The 22,471-nt window shown below is 50.4% G+C and carries 15 protein-coding genes; 13 read left to right on the top strand and 2 right to left on the bottom strand.

Annotated features, from left to right (window positions below):
- Positions 1 to 639 precede the first annotated feature (639 nt).
- The 10 genes from ACXX82_RS08910 (at position 640) to ACXX82_RS08865 (ending at position 15,808) form a co-directional block, all read left to right on the top strand.
- Positions 640 to 3,978 (top strand): transglutaminase family protein, encoded by a 3,339-nt coding sequence (locus tag ACXX82_RS08910; RefSeq protein ID WP_458562789.1) that lies wholly within the window; start codon positions 640 to 642, stop codon positions 3,976 to 3,978.
- A gap of 279 nt (positions 3,979 to 4,257) precedes the next feature.
- Complete coding sequence (locus ACXX82_RS08905) at positions 4,258 to 6,933, top strand: circularly permuted type 2 ATP-grasp protein (protein ID WP_458562788.1); 2,676 nt, start codon at positions 4,258 to 4,260, stop codon at positions 6,931 to 6,933.
- Positions 6,933 to 7,859 (top strand): transglutaminase family protein, encoded by a 927-nt coding sequence (locus tag ACXX82_RS08900; RefSeq protein WP_322233786.1) that lies wholly within the window; start codon positions 6,933 to 6,935, stop codon positions 7,857 to 7,859. The genes ACXX82_RS08905 and ACXX82_RS08900 overlap by 1 nt, the downstream gene beginning before the upstream one ends.
- Before the next feature lie 153 nt (positions 7,860 to 8,012).
- Positions 8,013 to 9,020 (top strand): aldo/keto reductase, encoded by a 1,008-nt coding sequence (locus ACXX82_RS08895; protein WP_322240283.1) that lies wholly within the window; start codon positions 8,013 to 8,015, stop codon positions 9,018 to 9,020.
- Positions 9,021 to 9,250: 230 nt separating this feature from the next.
- Positions 9,251 to 9,652, top strand: a complete 402-nt coding sequence (locus ACXX82_RS08890; RefSeq protein ID WP_322233782.1) for a hypothetical protein — start codon at positions 9,251 to 9,253, stop codon at positions 9,650 to 9,652.
- 851 nt (positions 9,653 to 10,503) lie between these two features.
- A complete protein-coding gene (locus ACXX82_RS08885; RefSeq protein ID WP_322233780.1) occupies positions 10,504 to 12,318 on the top strand; it encodes a methanol/ethanol family PQQ-dependent dehydrogenase in 1,815 nt (604 codons plus the stop codon).
- Between the two features lie 106 nt (positions 12,319 to 12,424).
- The gene (locus ACXX82_RS08880; RefSeq protein WP_322233778.1) at positions 12,425 to 12,874 is read left to right on the top strand and encodes a c-type cytochrome; all 450 of its coding nucleotides are present in this window, start codon (positions 12,425 to 12,427) and stop codon (positions 12,872 to 12,874) included.
- Entirely contained in the window at positions 12,871 to 13,797 is a 927-nt protein-coding gene (locus tag ACXX82_RS08875) for a quinoprotein dehydrogenase-associated putative ABC transporter substrate-binding protein (protein ID WP_458562787.1), read from the top strand. The genes ACXX82_RS08880 and ACXX82_RS08875 overlap by 4 nt, the downstream gene beginning before the upstream one ends.
- A 47-nt stretch (positions 13,798 to 13,844) precedes the next feature.
- Positions 13,845 to 14,690, top strand: a complete 846-nt coding sequence (locus ACXX82_RS08870) for a hypothetical protein (protein WP_458562786.1) — start codon at positions 13,845 to 13,847, stop codon at positions 14,688 to 14,690.
- A gap of 104 nt (positions 14,691 to 14,794) precedes the next feature.
- Positions 14,795 to 15,808 carry an ATP-grasp domain-containing protein gene (locus ACXX82_RS08865; protein ID WP_322233768.1) on the top strand — a complete coding sequence of 338 codons (1,014 nt, stop codon included), beginning with the start codon at positions 14,795 to 14,797 and terminating at the stop codon, positions 15,806 to 15,808.
- A 106-nt stretch (positions 15,809 to 15,914) separates the two neighbouring features.
- Here ACXX82_RS08865 and ACXX82_RS08860 read toward each other — a convergent pair whose 3' ends face one another.
- Positions 15,915 to 17,894, bottom strand: coding sequence for a sigma-54-dependent Fis family transcriptional regulator (locus ACXX82_RS08860; RefSeq protein ID WP_323506169.1), 1,980 nt, complete (start codon positions 17,892 to 17,894; stop codon positions 15,915 to 15,917).
- A gap of 520 nt (positions 17,895 to 18,414) precedes the next feature.
- On the opposite strand from ACXX82_RS08860, the gene ACXX82_RS08855 reads away from it, so the two are divergent.
- The 3 genes from ACXX82_RS08855 (at position 18,415) to gfa (ending at position 21,052) form a co-directional block, all read left to right on the top strand.
- Positions 18,415 to 19,521: an S-(hydroxymethyl)glutathione dehydrogenase/class III alcohol dehydrogenase gene (locus tag ACXX82_RS08855; protein WP_322233762.1), complete on the top strand. Its 1,107-nt coding sequence runs from the start codon at positions 18,415 to 18,417 to the stop codon at positions 19,519 to 19,521.
- 20 nt (positions 19,522 to 19,541) lie between these two features.
- Entirely contained in the window at positions 19,542 to 20,405 is an 864-nt protein-coding gene (gene fghA, locus ACXX82_RS08850; protein WP_458562785.1) for an S-formylglutathione hydrolase, read from the top strand.
- Between the two features lie 71 nt (positions 20,406 to 20,476).
- Entirely contained in the window at positions 20,477 to 21,052 is a 576-nt protein-coding gene (gene gfa, locus ACXX82_RS08845) for an S-(hydroxymethyl)glutathione synthase (protein WP_322233758.1), read from the top strand.
- Positions 21,053 to 21,224: 172 nt separating this feature from the next.
- Here the strand turns inward: gfa and ACXX82_RS08840 are convergent, their stop codons facing one another.
- Complete coding sequence (locus ACXX82_RS08840) at positions 21,225 to 22,223, bottom strand: GlxA family transcriptional regulator (protein ID WP_322240281.1); 999 nt, start codon at positions 22,221 to 22,223, stop codon at positions 21,225 to 21,227.
- Positions 22,224 to 22,471: the final 248 nt, after the last annotated feature.

Below are 22,471 nucleotides of genomic sequence, written 5' to 3'. Positions count from 1 at the left end.
TCAGTTGTTGCGGATCAGTTCTTTAAAGTCGACGAGATGCATCAGCATCAAGACCCGAGCGAAGCATAGGTAGCACATGCCGTTCTGCGCGTGAGCACTGTTGGGCCAGCGCACATCGGCGGATGCAATAAGTGGGCATGATGCAAAGTCGTCTTGGGTCTTCCATCGGAGATCTTTTTGAAATTGGTTTTTGTGTTGATATTTTCACCTGTCGATGCTGCCATCGTTTATTCGACGCTATCCATTTTTGCCAGAGCATCTTGATGATGCTAAAATGACAATTTTATCAGCGGATTTCCTCTAGGCACACCGTCTATCGATGCGTGGGGATGCCGTATCAAAAAAATCGTTCGTGTCCCTCCCGTCAATCCCGCATTGAAGTAATATTGTGAGGTAGAAAAATCGCAAGATAGCACGCGAAGGAGTCGCGAAAGTTGCAATGGTTGCGTCTGGCCCTGGGTAACTCGACCGACTTTAATTTGGTTGCTATAACTAGATTGGCTCTGTGATATCCCTACGTGGCTTTTCGGGTATGAATCCTGCTTAGAGAGAAATGGACCTTTTTTAGCGATTTTTAAACATTACTGGCATCGCTTATCCACCCATTTCGCGTCAACTTTCATCGAAAGGCATCACTCAATGGCCATCCGTGTCGCGCTGCATCACAAAACCAGCTACCACTATGATCGCCTGGTCACTTTATCTCCGCATGAAGTCCGTTTGCGTCCTGCTCCGCATGCGCGTACCCCGATTCTGTCGTATTCGCTGAGCGTCACGCCTGAAGACCATTTTATCAATTGGCAGCAAGATCCTTACGGCAACTATATCGGCCGTTTTGTGTTTCAGGAGAAATCTGACGTCCTGGAATTTACGGTTGATTTGATTGCCGATATGACGGTCATTAACCCGTTCGATTTTTTTGTTGAGAAGTACGCAGAGACATTTCCGTTCAGCTATCCCGCACAACAAAAGTCCGAACTCAGTGCGTATCTGGCGGTGGATGAACCGGGTCCGTTGCTGGTGGAATGGGTCGCGGCAGCAAAGCGCGACATTCTCAAAAAACCGCTCGCGACGAACGATTTTCTGGTCGCCATTAACCAGCGTTTGCAGGGCGATATTGCTTATCTGCTGCGGATGGAACCGGGCGTGCAAACGCCGGAAGATACGCTCCTGAAACGGTCTGGTTCTTGCCGTGATAGTGGCTGGTTGTTAGTCCAAATTATGCGTCAGTTGGGTTTAGCTGCGCGTTTTGTGTCGGGCTATTTGATTCAATTGCGTCCCGATCAGGAATCACTCGACGGCCCAAGTGGCACCGAAGTCGATTTTACCGATTTGCATGCGTGGACCGAAGTGTATATCCCGGGCGCAGGCTGGATCGGCCTGGATCCTACGTCAGGCATGCTGGCGAGTGAAGGGCACATTCCGCTCGCTTGCACCGCGATGCCATCCTCGGCAGCGCCGGTGAGCGGCTTTACCGACAAGGCCGAAGTAACGTTCTTCCATGAAATGACCGTCACACGGATTCATGAAGATCCACGCGTGACCAAGCCCTATTCGGAAGAAGACTGGCTAAAAATCGATAAGCTTGGACATCAGGTCGACGCTGACTTGAAGCGCCAGGACGTGCGCCTGACTCAAGGTGGCGAACCAACCTTTGTGTCTGTTGATGATATGGACGGCGCGCAGTGGAATACTTTAGCGCACGGCGACGAAAAGCGTGAATTAGCGGGGCAGTTGATGCACCGCTTGAAGAACCATTTTGCGCCGGGCGGCATGCTGCATTATGGTCAAGGAAAATGGTATCCTGGCGAGCCATTGCCACGCTGGGCGTTAAATATTTTTTGGCGTGTTGACGGTCAACCAATGTGGCTAGACGCAACGTTGTTCTCAGACGAGAACAAGCCGGATGGTTATGTCGGCGACGAAGCAGCGCGCTTCACTGCCGAACTGGTAAAAGCGCTCGGCCTTCCTGCCAACAGTGCCATCGCGGCCTATGAAGATGTCATGCTTCAGGTCCATCGTGAGCAGGGAATGCCGGTCAACGTTGATCCGTTAAAAGCCAATTTAAAGGCTTCGGAAGAGCGTCGTCGGTTAGCGCGATTGCTGGAAACCGGCTTGGGCGAGATAGTCGGTTATGTCTTGCCGTTGAAGCCAAAAGACTTTGATCCTGCTACGTCTTTAGGGACAGTCTGGCGTACTTCAGCATGGCCGCTCAAACGCGAGCATTTGTATCTTACCGAAGGCGATTCGCCGATGGGACTGCGTTTGCCTCTAAACGCGTTGCCTTGGGTGTTGCCGGACGAAGTGCCGCCGGAATTTGACGTTGATCCGTTTGCTCCTCGCGGCGCTTTGCCTACGGCAAAAAATGGAAAGCGTCCTACGCTGAGTCTGGACCCTGAAAAAGGGACCAAAGCGGCACCTGTTCCGGGTGTCGATCCTAAACCCGCACCGCGTGAAGTGATTCATACCGGCTTGTGCATTCAGGTTCGGGCGGGGCGTTTGCATATCTTTATGCCGCCGGTCAAACGCGTTGAGGATTATCTGGCCTTGGTGACGGCGGTGGAAAATACTGCGGCCAAGCTGAAGTTGAAGCTATGGATTGAGGGTTATCCGCCACCGCGCGATCCACGGGTCAAGTTGCTTAGCGTGACGCCGGACCCTGGTGTGATTGAGGTGAATATTCATCCTGCCGCAAGCTGGAAGGAACTGGTCTACAACATGACCACGCTGTACGAAGAGGCGCGCCTGACACGTCTTGGTACGGAAAAATTTATGGTTGACGGACGCCATACCGGCACTGGCGGCGGCAACCATGCCACGTTAGGCGGTGCCACGGCAGAAGATAGCCCGATGCTGCGTCGTCCTGATCTACTGAAAAGCCTGATCACGTACTGGCAAAATCACCCCGCCTTGTCATATCTGTTCTCGGGCACGTTTATTGGACCTACAAGTCAGGCGCCGCGGGTGGATGAAGCGCGTGATGACAATTTATACGAGTTGGCAATTGCCTTCCAGCAAATGGACAAAGTGTTGCCGACCTTGCATCCGGGCGACAAACCGTGGATGGTTGATCGCTTGTTACGTAACCATCTGGTCGATTTGACTGGTAATACCCATCGTTCCGAATTTTCGATTGATAAACTGTATTCACCGGATGGTCCGACTGGCCGCTTAGGACTAGTCGAATTCCGTGCATTTGAAATGCCGCCGCATGAACGCATGAGTTTGCTGCAAATGCTGTTGCTGCGCGCGCTGGTGTCGCGTTTCTGGAAGCAACCGTATCAGGCTAAATTGGTCAATTGGGGCACGGCATTGCATGATCGCTGGATGTTGCCGCATTTTGTGGCACAAGATATTCGTGATGTTGCTAAAGATCTACGTGCTGCCGGCTACGCGTTCGAGGAAAACTGGTTTGACCCGTTTATCGAGTTCCGCTTCCCGCGCTTTGGTACGGTTGTCTATGAAGGCGTAGAGATGGAACTGCGTCAGGCGATTGAGCCATGGAACGTACTGGGTGAGGAAATGGCTGCTGGTGGCACCGCACGGTATGTTGATTCTTCGGTCGAACGCATGCAGTTGCTGGTACGCGGACTGACCGACGGACGTCACGTTATCGCTTGTAACGGACGCATGTTGCCGTTGCATCCAACTGGTATTCCCGGCGAATATGTCGCCGGTGTACGGTTCCGCGCCTGGAGTCCGTGGTCAGCATTGCATCCAACGGTCAAGATCCACGCGCCGTTGACCTTCGATCTGGTCGATACCTGGAGTGGCCGCGCCATTGGCGGTTGCACGTATCACGTGGTCCATCCGGGTGGTCGCAGTGAAGCAACTGCACCAGTGAATGCTAACGCTGCCGAAGCACGCCGCTTTGCACGATTTTGGGCGCATGGCCACACGCCAGGACCCATGACCGTCTACAAAGAGGAAACTAATCCAAGCTTCCCAATGACGTTGGATTTGCGTTGGCATGACTAATACATTTTTAGCGTAACTAGTGCAGGGCCGTGTCAGAAGGCTGGATGAACGCGACATGTGCTTAAGTCATCCGGTGGTGAAGCCTTGAGAACAACAATCCTCATGTAAATATCTGCATGAGGATTGTGCCCAGTGCGCAACGCAGAATTCATCTTGCGCAGTAGCTTACGAAAAAAATCAATTGGTCGTATCCTTAAGATTCGGGTGTGTGGGGGCGCATAGTGTTATTGTGCGACCCCGCACACCGATTGAATCGCTCGAAGAGGAAAAAGCGACAAAATGTTAAATCAAATACTCGCAAGCTACCGCGCTCCGCCAGACAGTTTCGATGAAATGCTGGATGCGTCTCATCATCCGCGTCCACATTGGCGCGCTTTGTTGGATGGTTTAGGAGCAGAAGCACCCTACATGATGCGCGAACGCATCGAAACGGTGCAAGAGCAGGTGCGCGAAAATGGTGTTACATACAACGTTTATACCGATTCCAAGGGTATCCAACGTCCCTGGGATCTAAATGTTTTACCTTTAATTCTGCCGCAGGATGAATGGAGCGGCATTGAAGAGGCCGTTATTCAACGTGCCACTCTGATGAATCAGCTGCTGGGCGACGTTTATGGCGACCAGAAAATGCTGGAAGAGGGCTTGTTGCCGCCAGAATTGATCCATGGTCATGCTGGCTTTTCTCGCCCTTGCCACGGCATGCAGCACCCCGACGGGGTCGCCTTGCATTTTTACGCGGTTGATCTTGCACGTGCGCCCAATGGCAACTGGTGGGTAGTGGCAGACCGCACACAAGCACCGTCCGGTGCCGGTTATGCACTGGAAAATCGCGCCATCATCGCGCGTACTTTTCCTGATTTGCTGCGTGACCTCAAGGTTCAACACCTGACTGAATTTTTTAATACCATGCGCGACAGTCTTGCGCATTGGGGGCGGCTATGCGCAAAAAATGGCAATGGCGGCAAAAATGGTCCGGCGTTGCGTAACAGTGAAGCACCGTTAATCGTACTGCTAACGCCTGGACCCTATAACGAAACCTATTACGAACAAGCCTATCTGGCGCGTTATCTGGGTTTGCCGCTGGTCGAGGGCGGAGATCTTACCGTGCGTAACGGTGTCGTTTGGCTTAAAACCTTGTCCGGTATGCAGCGTGTGCACGTGATCATGCGTCGAGTTGATGATGATTTTTGCGATCCGCTTGAGTTACGGCCAGACTCCGGATTGGGTGTGGCGGGGTTAACCGAGGCGGCGCGGCGCGGCAATGTGCTGATTGCGAACAGCCTTGGATCAAGTTTGCTGGAGTCCGGTGCGCTACTCGGATTTTTGCCGGGATTATGTGAGCGCCTGCTCGGTGAATCATTAAAAATGCCGTCAGTGGCGACCTGGTGGTGTGGCGAACCAGCGGCTTTGGAGGAAGTGATTGAAAAAATGGATGAGCTGATTATCAAGCCAAGCTTTCCGCAGTCGCGCCAATTTCCAGTGTTTGGGCAAGACCTTAAAGGTGCCGAACGAATTGCTTTTATCGCAAAAATGCGTGCTAAACCACACGATTACGTGGCACAGGAAATGGTGCGATTATCGCAAGGTCCGGTGTGGAAATCGGAGGGACTGAGTGCTTGCGCCATTGGTCTTCGGGTTTATGCTTGCGCTACGCCGCAGGGTTATGTAGTCATGCCGGGTGGGTTGACGCGCGCGGCGACGGGAACGGATGCACGTATTATTACCATGCAACGTGGCGGCGGAAGCAAAGATACCTGGGTGCAAGGCAATGAGCAGATTGCAACACAAAGTCTATCCAGAAGAACGACTACCATTGATGATCTGGTACGCGATGATACGCACCTGTCGAGTCGCATGGCAGAAAATCTGTTTTGGTTTGGGCGCAACGCTGACCGCTGCGATAATGTCGCTCGCCTGTTGCGCGTTACGCTGAATATTTTGTTCAATGTTCGACCCGCCTATCGCGGCGCTGAATGGCCGACTGTGGAATCATTGTGTATTTATTTCCATCTGATTCCCATGAAAGAATCGGAGTCCGAGGCAGTTGCCATTGCGGCAGCAAGCCAAATAGCGGATTTGAATCATAGTCAAATGCAAACGCAGGTTCAAACGCAGGTTCAAATCCAGACGCAGAGCCAAAGCCAGATTCAAAGTCAACGTCAAAGCCAAATCCAAAGTGTAGTCAGTAAGCCAACAGCGATTTACAGCGATGCGCAAATTGAATCCACTTTATTACGTGCTGTCATATCACCAGATGTTCCCGGTCTGGCCCGACAGCAGCAACAACTGTATGGTATTGCCAGTCACTTGCGTGAGAGATTGTCGGTTGACAATTGGCGTGCCCTGAACCGGATGGTGCCGCGTGAGACCAGTGACGATCATAGGTTGTCTCAGGCGGAGGCGATGACCATTCTGGACGACGCAACAGCATCCTTGATGACTATGGCTGGCTTTGCCTTGGATGGTATGACGCGCGATCTTGGATGGCGTTTTCTGTCTCTTGGTCGTCGTCTCGAACGCTTGCAGTTTCAAAGCGTTATTTTGCAGCGCGCGCTGGAGATGGATGCAAACGGCAGTCTCGATTGGTTGCTTGAGTTGTCGGACAGTATTGTTACTTACCGCTCCCGTTATCGCGCACAACCAGAGTGGTTGCCGGTGCTTGATTTGTTGTTACTCGATGAGACCAATCCACGTTCCATTCTGTTTCAGCTTGAGGGCATCTTAAAAAGTCTGAGAAAAATTGCGGTCACTTACGGGCCTTGCGGTGCAGAGCGATTAATTCCGCTAAAAGACGAATTGTTGACGTTGGCACCGGAAACTGATTTGTATTGCGGCAATGCACATTTGATCGATTTATTACATCGTATGCAAGTCGCCAGCGAAGCCATGTCGGAACAAATCAGCGTAAAATTTTTTAGTTACACGGATAGCTATCAAGACAGGACGAAGAAATAATGAGCGATTCACCAGCGACTATCGCTCCCGGCGCTCCCGGCGCACGTTTTCGCGTCGTGCACGAAACGCGCTATACCTATCAAAGTCTGGTGACGCTGTCGCAGCAATACCTGCATTTGACGCCGCGCACGTTTCTATATCAGCACATTGAATCTCATAAGATCGATATTGAGCCACGGGAAGAAGATGTTTCCGAAGGCCGCGATTATTTTGGCAATATTACGCGTCATATTGCTATCACTGTGCCGCATAAAGTGCTGTCGGTGCGCGCTGAGTCGATTGTCGTACTGAAGCCGCGCTACCAACTCGCGCAGCTTCAGGGCACGCTTCCGTGGGAAAGTTTGCGCGATAGTGTCGGGCAAGATAAATCGGCTGCTGCGCTTGATGCATGTCGTTATTTGTTCTCATCGCCGCATGTTCAGTTCAGCACCGAGTTGGAGCAGTACGCGCGCGTTAGTTACACGGCGGGCAGAGCATTGCTCGATGCCGCATTGAATTTGACGCAGCGTATTTTTGATGACTTTGAATTCGACGATAAAGCCACTGAAATCTCTACGCCATTGGATGAGGTTCTAAAGGGGCGACGAGGTGTTTGTCAGGACTTTGCGCAATTGATGATCGGTTGCTTGAGAAGTATCGGCCTTCCCGCACGCTACGTCAGCGGTTACATACTCACGCATCCGCCTGCCGGACAGCCGCGCATGATCGGTGCAGACGCTTCCCATGCCTGGGTCTCGGTCTTCTGTTCGGATCTTGGGTGGATAGATTTCGATCCGACGAATCGCTGTCTCGTACAGTCCGAGCATATTACCTTGGGTTGGGGCCGCGATTTTAGCGACGTCACACCGATGCGCGGCATCGTGCTCGGTGGCGGTGAGCAGACCTTGGATGTTGAGGTGACGGTCACGCCGTTATCCTGGGTGTAAACAGCTGTAATGAAGGTACTGGATTTGATGGGAAATGACGGTATTGGCGTCTTTTCGGCATAATACGAGATGCGTATACGATTTTTGTCCGAATTATACAAATGAATCGGATGCCTCCCGATTTTCCTTACTCTCAAAACAGGATACAACATGATGCAATATCGACGCCTAGGCAACAGCAACCTGAAGGTCTCCGCACTTTGTTTGGGAACCATGATGTTTGGTGACCAAACCGACATCGGCGAAGCAGAGCGGATTGTCGCTTCAGCCCGTGAGCATGGTGTTAATTTTATTGACACCGCTGATGTCTACACCAAAGGTGCTTCAGAAGAAATGGTCGGTAAGGTACTAGCTGCCGATCGCCCTAACTGGGTGCTTGCCACCAAGCTCGGCAATCCGATGAGCAGCCAGCCCAATCAATCGCATTACTCACGTCACTGGATCATCAGTGAAGTCGAGAACAGCTTGAAGCGGTTATCGACCGACTATCTGGATATCCTTTATCTCCACCGCGATTATCACGAAGAAAATCTGGATGAAGCGGTTCGCACCCTTGGCGATTTGATTAGCCAGGGAAAGATTCGCGGATTCGGTCTCTCCAACTTTCGCGGATGGCGTATTGCCGAAGTAGTGCGCCTGTGCGAAAAAAACGGCATCCCAGGCCCTATCGTCTGCCAGCCGTATTACAACCTGCTCAATCGCATGCCTGAAGTTGAAATATTGCCAGCTTGTGCGCATTACGGACTAGGCGTTGTGCCTTATAGCCCGATTGCCCGCGGCGTATTGACCGGCAAATATTTGCCGGGGCAGACACCACCCGAAAACACGCGGGCAAGTCGCGGCGACAAGCGCATCATGGAAACTGAATTCAGAGAAGAGTCACTACAAATCGCACAGCGCCTCAAGCAACATAGCGACGAACTTGGTATTCAGTTGGGACAGTTTGCCACCGCCTGGGTACTGGCAAATCGGCATATCAGTTCGGTGATTGCCGGTCCCCGCACGCTAGCCCAAATGGACGATTATTACGCAGCGGTGGATGTCAAAATTTCGATGGATGATGAGGCTTTAGTCGATAGCCTGGTGCCGCCGGGCCATGCATCAACACCTGGCTATACCGATCCTGGTTATCCATTTTTTGGCCGTGTGGTTGTTGGCTGATTAACGTTTCAAAAGTGATGGAACGGCTACGGTATTTGCGGTTCCATCACCTCAATTTTGCTTTTTTTAGCTCCCTTTCTCATTTTCCTTTCTCGACCCCATTCTCATTCTCATTCTCATTCCTATTCCTATTCGATCCCTGATGGTTAGTTGTTCGGTAAAGCTGCGTGACAATTGTTTGATCGATGGATTGAGCTCTCATCACAACAGATCAGCTCATGGCATGATATATGCATATTTTTTGTTTCCTGAGATGGAAATATAAAATAAATGGAGATGAAATGAAGGTTTTACGCCTGTTTTTACTACTGACAATTCCCGCCTCGGTTGCTGCTCCAATCAGTGCTTACGCCAACGATTTTCCGACCACGGACCGGATGGAATATGTGCTTGAATGCATGAAAAATCATGCCGGAAAATACGAGTATTTATATAAATGTTCTTGTGCCATAGATAATGTTGCGCAGGCGGTTAAGTACGATGAATACGTCGAGATATCACTAGCGGCGCGACCGCAAATGGCGAGTGGAGCGCGCGGGTCGGAGTTTCGTGATCCGGAAATTGTTAAAACCATGGCAAAAAAATACAAGACAATTCAAGCAACTGCTAATCAGGCCTGTTTTGTTCAATAGCTGATGCGACCGCGTAAACACTATACGTGAGGCTGATCGTCGGCGATTCATAGACGATCGTCGCTCAATGATGGGCAACCATAAGCATGGACAATTTCTGATCGCCCACGATCTGATGGCAGACGACTAGTGCACTCTCGGTTTCGGCATTTTATAGTGGGCTGCGACCAAATTCATTACCGCCTGGCGAAATAGCGCTCGGGGGCAATTAACGGTGTCCGCCGCTGTTGTTTAAACACGACGATGTAGTTTCTTTGCTGGCATCTGCGCGAAACAAAAGACGATATTTGCCGCTGGTAAATCGTTAGGCGCAATTTTCCGGGCGTATTTGATAGATAGTTTCCCGCTACGTCTGCGAAGCAATCATCGCCGGGACCGGGTCTGTTCCACTACTCTTCACTCCACTCCACTCCAATTCATTTCAGCTCTATAAGCGATGCATGGCTTATACGTCTCCGCATTTTTTATTGGTTTCATTGGCAAATGCTTCGCCACTGTGTTTTAAACGCGGTATCGACAGTTCGGCCGGCAGGGTATGACACGGAAGTGACGCAAACTGATTTTCCAACTGTTCATCAACCAGAACATGGTGCTCTGCAACATCGTTTGTTCTTTGTAGGCCTAACGCCGAGTTTGGAGCGAGCCGCCGTCGGATACGCCCGACGGAGTGACTTTTTTGCGGGTTGTTGGCACGTTCTATGCTGAGAGTAACTCGAAATTTGGAGAGAAATGCGTTTGGAAGTAGAAGTTTGATCCCTAACGAATCCTCCTATTTCATCGCCAGGCAGCACATTGGCAGCAAGTGGGTTCGTTGAAGTTTTACTTAAAAAAAATCAACAAGGAGATTACACATGGCATCCCGAAAGAGCTTAAAAAGCTGGTGGCAATGCGCCATTTTGCTCGCGGTACCGGTTTTTGCGTTCGCTAACTCAGATATTGAAGCGCTCACTAAAGATCCCAATAACTGGGCTATGCAGTCGGGTAATTTCGCCAATCAGCGTTATAGTGAATTGAAGCAGATCAATAAGAGCAACGCGAAGGATTTACAAGTCGCCTGGACCTTTTCTACCGGTGTTCTGCGTGGGCACGAAGGTGGTCCGTTGGTGGTCGGTGACACGATGTATGTCCATAGTCCGTTTCCTAATAAAGTGTTCGCACTGAATCTCGGCGACCAGACGATTAAGTGGAAATATGAGCCAAAGCAAGATGCCAGCGTCATTCCTGTAATGTGCTGCGACACGGTTAATCGTGGTGTTGCATACGCTGACGGCAAGGTGTTTTTGCAACAGGCTGACACCACCTTGGTAGCGCTTGACGCCAAGACTGGTAAAGAACTCTGGAAGGTCAAGGTAGGCAATCCAAAGATTGGTGAGACGACGACAAATGCACCGCATATTTTCAAGGATAAAGTGATCACCGGCATCAGCGGCGGCGAATTTGGTGTACGAGGCCGTTTGGCTGCCTTTGATATCAACACCGGCAAAGAAGTCTGGAAAGCGTATAGCACAGGTCCGGATGATGAAATGTTGATGGACCCTGCGAAGACTATGACCTGGACCGATGGCAAGATGGCGCCAGTGGGCAAGGATTCGTCGCTAAAAAGCTGGAAAGGTGATCAATGGAAACTCGGCGGTGGCACAACATGGGGATGGTATAGCTATGATCCAGCCCTAAATCTTGTCTACTACGGCAGCGGCAATCCAAGTACCTGGAATCCAAGCCAGCGTCCCGGCGACAACAAATGGTCTATGACGATTTTTGCACGCGATCTGGATACTGGTAAAGCGAAGTGGGTGTTCCAAATGACGCCGCATGATGAGTGGGACTATGACGGTGTCAATGAAATGATTCTGGCTAACATCAAAGTCAAGGGTCAGGACCGCAAGACGCTGGTGCACATGGATCGTAATGGCTTCGCTTACACGATGGATCGCTCTACGGGTGAATTGCTCGTCGCGCAAAAATATGATCCAACGGTTAACTGGGCCACAGGTGTTGATATGAAAACAGGCCGTCCAATTCTTGATGCTAAATACAGCACCGATAAGCAAGGACCTGACGTCAATATCAAAGGCATTTGCCCTACAGCGCTCGGTACTAAAGATCAGCAACCGGCTTCATTCTCACCTAAAACCGGTTTGTTCTATGTACCAACTAACCATGTGTGTATGGACTACGAACCGTTTGCAGTCGACTACACAGCTGGTCAACCGTATGTTGGTGCAACGCTTTCGATGTATCCGGCTGAGAAGGATAAGGGCAATGGTCACATGGGCAATTTCATCGCCTGGGATGCCGGTACGGGCAAAATTGTCTGGTCCAAGCCTGAGAAATTTTCGGTATGGAGCGGTGCCTTATCAACTGCTGGTGATGTGATTTTCTACGGCACATTAGAAGGCTATTTGAAAGCGGTCGATACCAACGGTAAGGAACTATGGAAGTTCAAAACGCCTTCCGGCATTATCGGCAACGTGCATACCTGGACTTATAAAGGCAAGCAGTTCGTCGGCGTGTTGTCCGGCATCGGCGGTTGGGCTGGTATTGGTCTGGCTGCAGGTCTTGAAAAAGACACTGAAGGTCTGGGCGCAGTGGGCGGCTATAGAGATCTGGCCAAATACACTGAATTGGGTGGTGTCTTGACAGTGTTTGCCGTACCTGGCGTTTGATTACCGTAGCATCGTTCTATTGACAAATCTGGACATTAGTACTGACATTCCGGCATGCCGGAATGTCAGTACAGTGCCAGGATAATTCCCGATTAGAAAGACTTTAATGACTATACGCACCATACAAGTAGCGCTTCATTCAGCCTTCTATGCAGCTTCTCATGCAGTGGTTCAGGTAACCATTGTCGGCGTGGTACTGGCCGGTGCAGTTGGCACCGCAAGCGCAGCCGATGCGCCTCCTTATACAGTGGTAAATGGCAATCAAGTCGATAGTAATACGCTCAAAGGCTGGCATACATGGAGAGCGATGGCATGTGAACGTTGCCATGGCGCCAATCAACAAGGTCTGGTCGGCCCGGCGCTGGTGGATAGCCTTAAAACCATGACTAAGGAAGACTTCAAAACCACGGTGCTGCTTGGCCGAATGGAAAAAGGCATGCCCAACTTCAATGGCAGTAAACAAGTTGTCGATAATATCGATAATCTTTACGCATTCCTCAAAGGGCGTTCCGACGGTGCTATTAATACAGGTAGCTTGAAGGAAATTCCAAAGTGAAAAACCCCCAAGGTTCAGGTCTAGCAGACCAGATATCTGTGATCGGTCGTCCCGCCAAATTCTGGCGCTTGGGTGCGGTCGGCGCTCTTTTGGTAACGGCTTTTGCCGTGATTCCGGCGCATGCCGCCGATCCGGAGCCGGAGCAAGATAAAGTGTTGCGGGTCTGTCAGGACCCGAACAACATGCCTTTTTCTAACCGCGATTTAAAGGGGTTCGAGAACAAGATTGCGGAACTTTTCGCGAAGGACTTAGGCTGGAAAATTGAATACACGTGGTATCCGCAGCGGATGGGCTACATACGTAATACGTTGAAAAAGAAGGTGCCGGATTCGGATAAATTTGAGTGTGATCTGGTGACCGGGGTCGCCGTTGGTTTTGACATGGGGGCAACCACGCAGGCTTATTATCACTCGACTTATGCGATGGCCTACGTTAAGGGCAAGGGATTTGATGACATCAAGTCGCCGGATGACTTACTGAAGCTCGACCCGACTAAACTCAAATCGCTGAAGTTAGGCGTTTTCGGGCGTTCACCGGTGGTGGACTGGTTGCTCAAAAATGGGCTAGCGGATCAGATGGTGTCTTATCAGACCCAAACCGGTGATCCAGATCAATATCCTGGAGAGATCGTGGAAAAAGATTTGGCAAGCGGCAAGATTGATGTTGCTTTTGTTTGGGGACCCATTGCCGGTTATTTTGCGAAAAAATCGCTCGTACCGATCGTAGCAGTGCCACTGAAATCGCAACCGAACATGCGGATGGACTTCAGTATTGCCATGGGGACACGTTATGGTGAAAAGGAATTCAAGGACCGTATCGATCAATTAATTATTAAAGATCAGAAACAAATTACAGCGATTCTTGAGCAGTATGGCGTGCCGTTACTTGATACGCAGGGTAATTTATTGATGACGGTGAAATAACCGCTATTGATTCTCTGATTCATATGTGCTGGCGTGTGGATATGAAGATGAATGAATCAGCAGGCGGGCTGTTTATGTTACGTGCGCTCCGATCAGCGTTAATTGTTAAGGACTCACAGATGCAAATTTTTTTCGGACATCGGCTTAGCGCAATCCGAGAACTGATGTGCGTGGCCTTTTTTGTCCCCACAGTCCTTGTAATGTCAATGTCAGTGTCATTGGCCGCACCTGCAGAAACCGCGGCAACATCGAGGCCCTCAGCGCCAGTGCAAGAGATTTCTCCTGCTGAGGTAATGCTGTTCCAAACCGATCATTTAAAAAATATACGCATGCCCGTCGACCTCACTTATGCCTACAGGAAAGTGAATGAAAGCGGATCTGCTGTGGATGATCAGATTCACGTGGATGTGACCAAAATCAATCCCGATGGATCGTCGACAGTATCGCTGCGGTTCTTAACCGGAACCCGGAAACTGGAAATTCCGAAGGTGGAAAATTCAAGAGGAAATCCTTTATTACTGGGTTTTTTAGAATGGGATATCGGCCAGATGAAACAAGAGACTGGCGGTTCGACAAACTATTTCCGTAAGCGGATTCGAATGGCGCTGGCAGATACCGCACAAGTTCGCCCGATCACGTTTATGTACCACGGAAAAAAATTGGATGGCCAGGAGATTAGTATTCAGCCGTACCGCAACGATCCCATGCATGCGCGCTTTGAAAAGTACGTCAACAAGCGTTATGTATTTATATTAAGTAGCCAGATCGCAGGTGGCGTGTATCAGATAGGATCGTCTTTGTCGGGGGTTCTGACTGATGTATCGACCCAGCGAAAAGTCGGCCAAATGGAGGAATCCATAACCTTGGTTAAGGAAGAAAAAAGTAAACGTTAAATCTTTTAACGCGTTTTTGATCGATCTACAATCGATTACAAACAAGATATCTTTGAATGGCCGCGCATGGACCAGCCCTCTACAATTAAAAAAACGGTGTCCCCATGAAAGTTTTTTTGTTTGACTATGCGTCAGGCGGTGGCCTCGCGCACCGCGCTCTGGAACATACTCACATGCATCAGAGCGAGATAATAGTGCGCGCTTTGATGACTGATCTTTCCACACTTCCTGGCATCAACGTCACCACTACCTTGGATGCCCGTTTACTGGAAATCGATCTGGCGCAGTCCGCCAACGTCATTCCTATATCAGGACAGGTCGAATCGCATTTCAACGATTGTGTAGAAGACGCTGATGCCGTATGGCTGATTGCGCCGGAAGCCGACGATATATTGGAAACCCTGTCGCGTTCAGTGTTGTCGCATAATCGTATTTTATTGGGGTGCACGCCGGAAGCTGTTCATGTGTCCGCCAGCAAGTTACGTACTGTCCAGATATTGGCCGAAGCAGGTATTCGAACCGTTGATACTTATACGATAAGCGATGATTTTCCGACGCAGATCGTGCCTTCGGCCTGGGTAGTTAAGCCTGACAAAGGCGCTGGTTGCCGAAATAGCCGGATATTAAGCTCGCCTCTCAAGGCGCTCGCATGGATCAGAGAAAATAGCGAGGATGACTTTATCATGCAACCCTTCATTTCTGGACAACCGTGCAGTCTTTCGTTGATTTGCTGCAACGGCGTAGCGCGGGTGTTAAGTTACAACAAGCAGCGAATCGCCGTACGAGATAACCAATTGTATTTTCTTGGTAGCACGATCAATAGTTTCACGGATATTAGCGGAGAGTTGGACCGATTAGCGCAAAGGATTGCGGCTGCTATTCCCGGTTTGTGGGGCTTTGTCGGTGTTGATTTTATTCTCACGGATACGGGGCCGATAGTGCTTGAGGTGAATCCCCAAATGACTACCTCATGTGCCGGATTGCATGCATCAATTGGTTGTAATCCGGTGGCACTTATTCTTGATTTATTGAACGAAACTGGGGCGGAGTCGTTATTAAGGACGACGCTTAAAGCGGATGCCGTGAGTATTGATGTCGCTGCATTCGATGTTCACTAGTTCTATACTATTCTCAAGGCAGATTTGCTCTGTTTAAAAAAATAGCCGGTTGCGTTAGAGCGCATCCGACTACATTTTGATGATCATAAGTCTTGGTGTGGAGTGTTTATAGCGATATTTTGTCCAAATCCTTGACGTCCAGTCGACGCATTTTTCGATACAGGGTATTACGGCTCATCTTGAGTTGTTTTGCCAATGTGGTGATGTTCCAGTTATGTTGTTCCAACTCCTGGATAAGTGCATCTCTTTCCGCATTCTCCAAGGGGTTGCGGACGACTTCCAATCTCATCGCGCAATCACAAGCAAAGTCGCAATCGCAGCCTGGAACACGCAGCGGTCCCGTGTAAAATCCCGCTGGTAGGTCGCAGATGGACAGCACGTCGCTTTCACGCAAGGCAATCATCGTGCGTAAAAGGTGGCGCATTTGGCGAATATTTCCCGGCCAGCGATGGTGATCAAATACCGACAAAAGTGCGTCATCTATTTCGACATTGTCGTCGCCACCACCTTCTTTAACCAAAAGATGTTTGATTAACGCATGTCGGTCAGTGCGTTCGCGCAGCGGTGGAAGCGTAATGGTCAAGCCAAGCAGTCGATAATATAAATCTTCACGGAAAAGATTCTGGGCAATTTTTTCCTGAAGATCACAATGCGTAGCGCTGATCAGCCGGATATCTAATTTGATGGGTTTGTCCGCGCCGAGCGGCATGACTTCTCGCTCTTCTAAAACGCGCAGCAACCGCGCTTGAAGGGACATCGGCATGTCGCCGATTTCATCGAGAAAAAGTGTTCCGCCATTCGCCTGAAAAATCTTGCCGCGTTGACCGTCTTTGCTCGCACCTGTAAATGCGCCGGATTTATAGCCGAACAATTCACTTTCTATCAAGGACTCTGGAATCGACGCACAGTTAATAGCAACAAAAGGTTGCTGTGCCCGACTGCCTGACAGATGGGCGGCCTTGGCGTACATTTCCTTACCGGTTCCGGTTTCACCGCACAGTATCACGCCCACATCGCGCTCCAGGACGCGTTTGGTGGCCTGAACGTTGGTGGCCATCACCTGGTCGCCAAAATGCAGCTCATCGAGCGCACAGCGGGCGCTGGAAGCCTCTTTGCATGCGTCGCGCTTTAGGGTCGCCATGCGCGATGCGCCATGCGTCGGTTCCGGTGGATAGATCACCGCGAAATAACGTGCGCCGCTGCGAACTTCAAAAATAGGTGTCGGGTGGAATGCTTTTTTCAGGCTGCTGTCCAGCAATCCCGATAACGACACATTAAACAATTCCGTAATATTGCGGCCGTAGATATCGGCAGGCGAGCGAACGCCAAGCTGGAATTGCGCACAGCGGGTCGCGGCCAAAATAGTGCCCGCGCCATCGAATGCAATAGCGCCTTCGCTTAATGTGCCGACGAATTCAGGCCGGTTATGAAAGCGTACGATGTATTCTTTATTGAACTGTTGCAGGAATACACGATTTTCAATCATCTGCACGGACATGTTGACCAGCGCCAACGTATGTTGTTGCGCCAATCGCGATTCGCCCGAAGCATCCAGTACCGCCAGCACATCGCCTTGATGATTACAAATAGGCGCAGCGGCGCAACTGATACCGATGTTCCGCACCAGATAGTGTTCGTTTTGATGCACGATAATGGGTTTTTTTTCGACCAGACACGTCCCCATGCCGTTAGTACCTTGCAAGCGTTCGCTCCATACTGCGCCTTGCATGAGGCCAGTTTTAGACGCCGCATGGGTGAAGCTCGGATCACCAAAATAATTGAGCAGTACGCCATCGCAATCCATCAGCATGATCGCGTAGCCAGATCCCGCTAACTGCTGATAGAGGTTCGCCATTTCTATTTTTGCGACTTGCTGAACATCAGCTAAGCGTGCCTGTCGCTCCTGCAATTCAACATTGCCGATGACGACAGGTTCGTCGCAGTTATCCGGGTCCAGACTGTATTCGTTCAGACATCGTATCCACGAATTAACGATCGGATCTCCGATCATATGGCCATCCGGTTGCATGCCTCTTTGGACAACCGAACGCACGTGTTTAACGTGGCTTGCGGTAACTACTGTCATGCTGTCTCCTCTTACAAACATCTGATGACGGCTTCGGAATTCTTTCCGTCAGATGCCTATTTTTTTTGTGGACTGTTTTTTGCTTATGTCGGGTATAACGAACCCGTATGTGTCATCGCAATTTTTTATTTGTCACTGAATACTACCCTAACTACGGGGTAAGCAGGGGCGAAGTGTTTTTAAGTTGTAAGACTGGGATGTGCAAATTACGGAGCAGTGCGGGGATTTATTGATGCAGAAGCGTAGCAATTAGTATCAAGTTGCATACAATGGTGAGGACGTCTTGCGCAGTCAGAAGACGTCTTGCCACTGAATGTGGATTGCGCGTAGCGATTTAATATCGTCGTATCGTCGTTACCGCGTTGAATTGCCTGCAGTATGGAGTAAAACCAACTGCTGGAAAGGATGGGACGCAAATGCGGACGGAATTGCGGCATTTTCAGCCAACATTTAGCCGATTTCCATTTGTCTCCTTTTGCGGACAGCAGAATACGTCTATTGAATATATTGGAGCCACCTGATGAAAACGAAAGCCGCAGTCGCATGGAAAGCCGGAGCGCCGCTCACGATTGAAGAAGTTGATCTGGCTGGACCGCGAGAGGGTGAAGTACTGGTCGAAATTAAGGCCACCGGAATTTGCCATACTGACTATTACACGCTCTCAGGCGCAGACCCTGAAGGAATTTTCCCGTCCATTTTAGGCCATGAAGGTGCAGGAATTGTGGTGGATGTCGGCCCCGGTGTTACGTCGGTAAAGAAGGATGATCACGTTATCCCTCTATACACCCCGGAATGTCGTCAATGCAAATTTTGTTTATCACGGAAGACGAACCTGTGTCAGGCGATTCGCTCGACCCAAGGTCGTGGTTTGATGCCGGATGCGACATCACGTTTTTCGATGGATGGAAAACCGCTTTTCCACTACATGGGAACCTCGACTTTCTCCAACTACATCGTCGTACCAGAAATCGCATTGGCAAAAATCCGTGAAGATGCGCCATTCGATAAAGCATGCTACATCGGCTGCGGTGTGACAACCGGTGTCGGCGCGGTGGTTTTCTCAGCTAAAGTCGAAGCGGGCGCAAACGTGGTCGTGTTCGGACTTGGCGGTATTGGGCTGAACGTGATTCAGGGTGCCAAGATGGTCGGTGCTGACAAAATTATCGGGGTCGATATCAATCCGGGTCGCATAGAAATGGCGCGTAAGTTTGGTATGACCCATTTCGTGAATCCGAAAGAAGTCGCCAACGTGGTTGATCATATTATCCAATTAACCGATGGCGGCGCGGATTACTCCTTTGAGTGCATCGGCAACACGACCACTATGCGGCAAGCGCTGGAATGTTGTCACAAGGGATGGGGGCAGTCATACATCATCGGCGTTGCAGCAGCAGGGCAAGAAATCAGCACGCGTCCGTTCCAACTGGTTACCGGACGGGAATGGAAAGGTTCCGCTTTTGGTGGTGCACGCGGACGTACAGATGTACCGAAAATCGTTGACTGGTATATGGAAGGCAAACTCAACATTGATGATTTGATCACGCATACCTTGCCGCTTGAGCGGATTAATGAGGGCTTCGATCTGATGAAAAGCGGTGAATCGATTCGATCCGTTGTGTTGTATTGATCGTGGCGAAAGAAGCGCAAATGCCTACTTCAACACTTGAGATCGTCAGCGAACACGCCTGTTTTGGCGGGGTGCAACGGTTCTATAGCCATCACTCTAAAGAAATCGGTTTGTCTATGCGGTTCTCAGTATTCCTGCCGCCACAGGCGCGTGACGGCAAGGTTCCCGCCTTGATGTATTTAGCGGGCCTGACATGCACTGAAGAAACTTTCATGACCAAGGGCGGTGCGCAGCGGGTGGCGGCAGAAAAGGGTTTGATGCTGATTGCGCCGGATACCAGTCCGCGTGGCGCCAATTTTCCGGGTGAGGCAGAAAGCTGGGACTTCGGTCTCGGCGCGGGGTTTTATGTGGATGCTACAGAAACGCCGTGGAAGCAGCACTATCGGATGTACAGCTACGTGCTGGAACTGCTTGAATTGATCAAGGAGAACCTTCCGGTGCAGCCTTCCAGTATTGGTATTACTGGTCACTCAATGGGCGGCCATGGCGCGCTGGTGTTGGCGCTGCGCAATCCCACATTGTTCAAATCGGTATCGGCATTCGCACCGATTTGCGCACCGATACAGTGTCCATGGGGCGTGAAGGCATTCTCAGGATATCTCGGAAGCGATCAACATACCTGGCGGCAATACGACGCCAGCCTATTGATGGAACAACAGACCGCGCCGTTTCCTGGCGGAATTTTAATAGATCAAGGGTTGAACGATAAGTTTTTGCCGAGCCAACTGTTTCCCGAAGCATTTGAAGCAGGGTGCGAAAAGGCGCGCCAGCCTTTGGAGCTGCGCAGGCAAGCTGGCTACGATCACGGCTATTACTTTATTTCGACATTCGTCGAGGACCATCTGCGATTTCACCACCGACAACTAAATGGAGCCGCCCGGTAAACGGCAAAACGATATCCATCCCATTTATTAACAAGCTGTTCACAACCATAAAATCCACTAGGAGAAGCTTCATGAATACTTCAGTCAAGATCCATCCAGCCGTAGATAACGGACTTAAGCCAGCTGCAGCTGGTTTCGATGGTGGCACCATTTCTTGCGCCTGTTCGAGCAACAAGGTGGAAGTTGCCCTTAAAGGTCAGGTTGCGCATAATCATGTGTGCGGTTGTTCGAAGTGCTGGAAGCCGGACGGTGCACTGTTTGCACAAATTGCGGTCATCTCCCGCGACAATGTAAGCGTCACAGCAAATGGCGACAAACTAGCCGTTGTCGATGCAAGTGCTGCTATTCAGCGGCATGCTTGTAAAGAGTGCGGCGTGCACATGTACGGTCGCATTGAAAATACGGGACATCCGTTCCATGGCCTGGATTTTGTTCACACCGAGCGCTCGACAGCAAGCGGATGGGCACCACCGGAATTTGCGGCATTTGTGTCGTCGATTATCGAAGCCGGCGCTAAGCCAGAGACAATGGGTGCGGTCAGAGCCAGATTGGTTGAACTAGGCTTGCCTCCTTATGATTGCCTGTCACCGCCATTGATGGATGCTATCGCCACGCATACCGCCAAAGCTAAAGGTTTGCTGCAATAATCTTGATTGCTGCAGGCGCGTCCTGCTGCGGCAGCATCCTGGGTTTGCATCACCATGCGCGGTTGTGCGGGTGATGCATTACCAGCATGGTGAAATAGTGCTCGGCTGAGTTGCTTGGTTAAGTTGGTTTGAGTTAAGTTAAGCAAACCGAGCGGCCTCTCACTATCTGAATCTATACCGTAGTTGAAAAGCGTTCGCGATAGACTTTTGGTGTCACGCCGATTTTTTTCTGAAAGACGCGGCGCATTTTTTCTTCTGTACGAAAGCCGGTCTTCAGCACGATTTGCTTTAATGCAGATGTGTTTTCTTCCAGCATTCTTCGTGCCACTTCAAAGCGTGCACTTTCTATAAACTCTGCCGGACTTTCTGCCGTCTCACGCTGAAATACACGCGCAAAATTGCGTTCGCTCATGGCTATTCTCGCTGCCAGTTTAGGAATACTCAGATCGTCATCAAGATGCAACATAATCCAGCTTTGTAACTCGCGGATCGTTGGATGGGTTGTCATCTGGCTCGAAAGATGCACGCTAAACTGTGACTGACCGCCCGGTCTTTTTAAGTAGATCACCAGATCACGTGCGACTTCGAGCGCAATCTCACGGCCAAAATCTTCTTCCACGATGGCTAATGCCAGATCCATTCCTGCGGTCACGCCAGCGGAAGTCCAGATATTTCCCTCTCGAATAAATATCGCATCTGCATCGACTTTTATAGCCGGATATTTTTTGCCCAATCGTTCCGAAAAGCGCCAATGCGTGGTGGCACGTCGACCATCTAGCGCGCCGCCTTCAGCCAGGAAAAAGCTGCCCGTACATAATGCCGCCAAGCGCTGAATTTTTGGTGCAGCATTGGCCACCCATTCGACAATCTCCGGCGAATCCTGCAACGATTTTTCGATATCAGGCGCACCAACGATGATGGCAAGATCCGGCAATGCAAGCGTGCTGATGGCTTTTGTCGCCTCGAGCGACATGAGCGTGTCGGACACGATCATGCCGATTTTGGTCGACGCAATCGCGACTTCATATCCCCCCGACAATTGACGTTGACGCAGGCAAGTATTGGTATAGTCAAAAACCTTCAAAGGCCCAATGGCTTCGAGCGCTTTAAAACCGGGATAAATAATAATGTCGACGGTGCGTGTTTTGGAAATCGGTACGTCATTGCGCATAATTGGTGGTTTATTCAAAACAGCCTTGACTGGGACGGTCTTGCAAAAGTCCTAAGAGTTGATGTGTTGTGACGGCCTCGCTATTTTAGCGGGTATTGGCGATCATGTAATGGTCGGGCTGGACGCGGGGAGAGCGAAGGGGCGACTCCACCTTTTGAGCATCGTGCTCATGTGAAGGCATCGGAAACGATGTTCAGCGTCGGACGATGGCGGCTGTAATCTGCGCACTCGTTTGGGCGGCAAATTCC

Source organism: Glaciimonas sp. GNP009 (assembly GCF_054343755.1).
This window is presented reverse-complemented; position numbering and strand designations above follow the sequence as displayed.

Excerpts from the sequence above, each read along its gene's own strand:
- ACXX82_RS08910 (WP_458562789.1), top strand. The coding sequence starts at position 640 with ATGGCCATCCGTGTCGCGCTGCATCACAAAACCAGCTACCACTATGAT.
- fghA (WP_458562785.1), top strand. The coding sequence starts at position 19,542 with ATGCCTACTTCAACACTTGAGATCGTCAGCGAACACGCCTGTTTTGGC.
- ACXX82_RS08890 (WP_322233782.1), top strand. The coding sequence starts at position 9,251 with ATGCATATTTTTTGTTTCCTGAGATGGAAATATAAAATAAATGGAGAT.
- ACXX82_RS08905 (WP_458562788.1), top strand. The coding sequence starts at position 4,258 with ATGTTAAATCAAATACTCGCAAGCTACCGCGCTCCGCCAGACAGTTTC.
- ACXX82_RS08860 (WP_323506169.1), bottom strand. The coding sequence starts at position 17,894 with ATGACAGTAGTTACCGCAAGCCACGTTAAACACGTGCGTTCGGTTGTC.
- ACXX82_RS08885 (WP_322233780.1), top strand. The coding sequence starts at position 10,504 with ATGGCATCCCGAAAGAGCTTAAAAAGCTGGTGGCAATGCGCCATTTTG.
- ACXX82_RS08840 (WP_322240281.1), bottom strand. The coding sequence starts at position 22,223 with ATGCGCAATGACGTACCGATTTCCAAAACACGCACCGTCGACATTATT.
- ACXX82_RS08870 (WP_458562786.1), top strand. The coding sequence starts at position 13,845 with ATGAATGAATCAGCAGGCGGGCTGTTTATGTTACGTGCGCTCCGATCA.
- ACXX82_RS08880 (WP_322233778.1), top strand. The coding sequence starts at position 12,425 with ATGACTATACGCACCATACAAGTAGCGCTTCATTCAGCCTTCTATGCA.
- ACXX82_RS08900 (WP_322233786.1), top strand. The coding sequence starts at position 6,933 with ATGAGCGATTCACCAGCGACTATCGCTCCCGGCGCTCCCGGCGCACGT.
- gfa (WP_322233758.1), top strand. The coding sequence starts at position 20,477 with ATGAATACTTCAGTCAAGATCCATCCAGCCGTAGATAACGGACTTAAG.
- ACXX82_RS08865 (WP_322233768.1), top strand. The coding sequence starts at position 14,795 with ATGAAAGTTTTTTTGTTTGACTATGCGTCAGGCGGTGGCCTCGCGCAC.
- ACXX82_RS08895 (WP_322240283.1), top strand. The coding sequence starts at position 8,013 with ATGCAATATCGACGCCTAGGCAACAGCAACCTGAAGGTCTCCGCACTT.
- ACXX82_RS08855 (WP_322233762.1), top strand. The coding sequence starts at position 18,415 with ATGAAAACGAAAGCCGCAGTCGCATGGAAAGCCGGAGCGCCGCTCACG.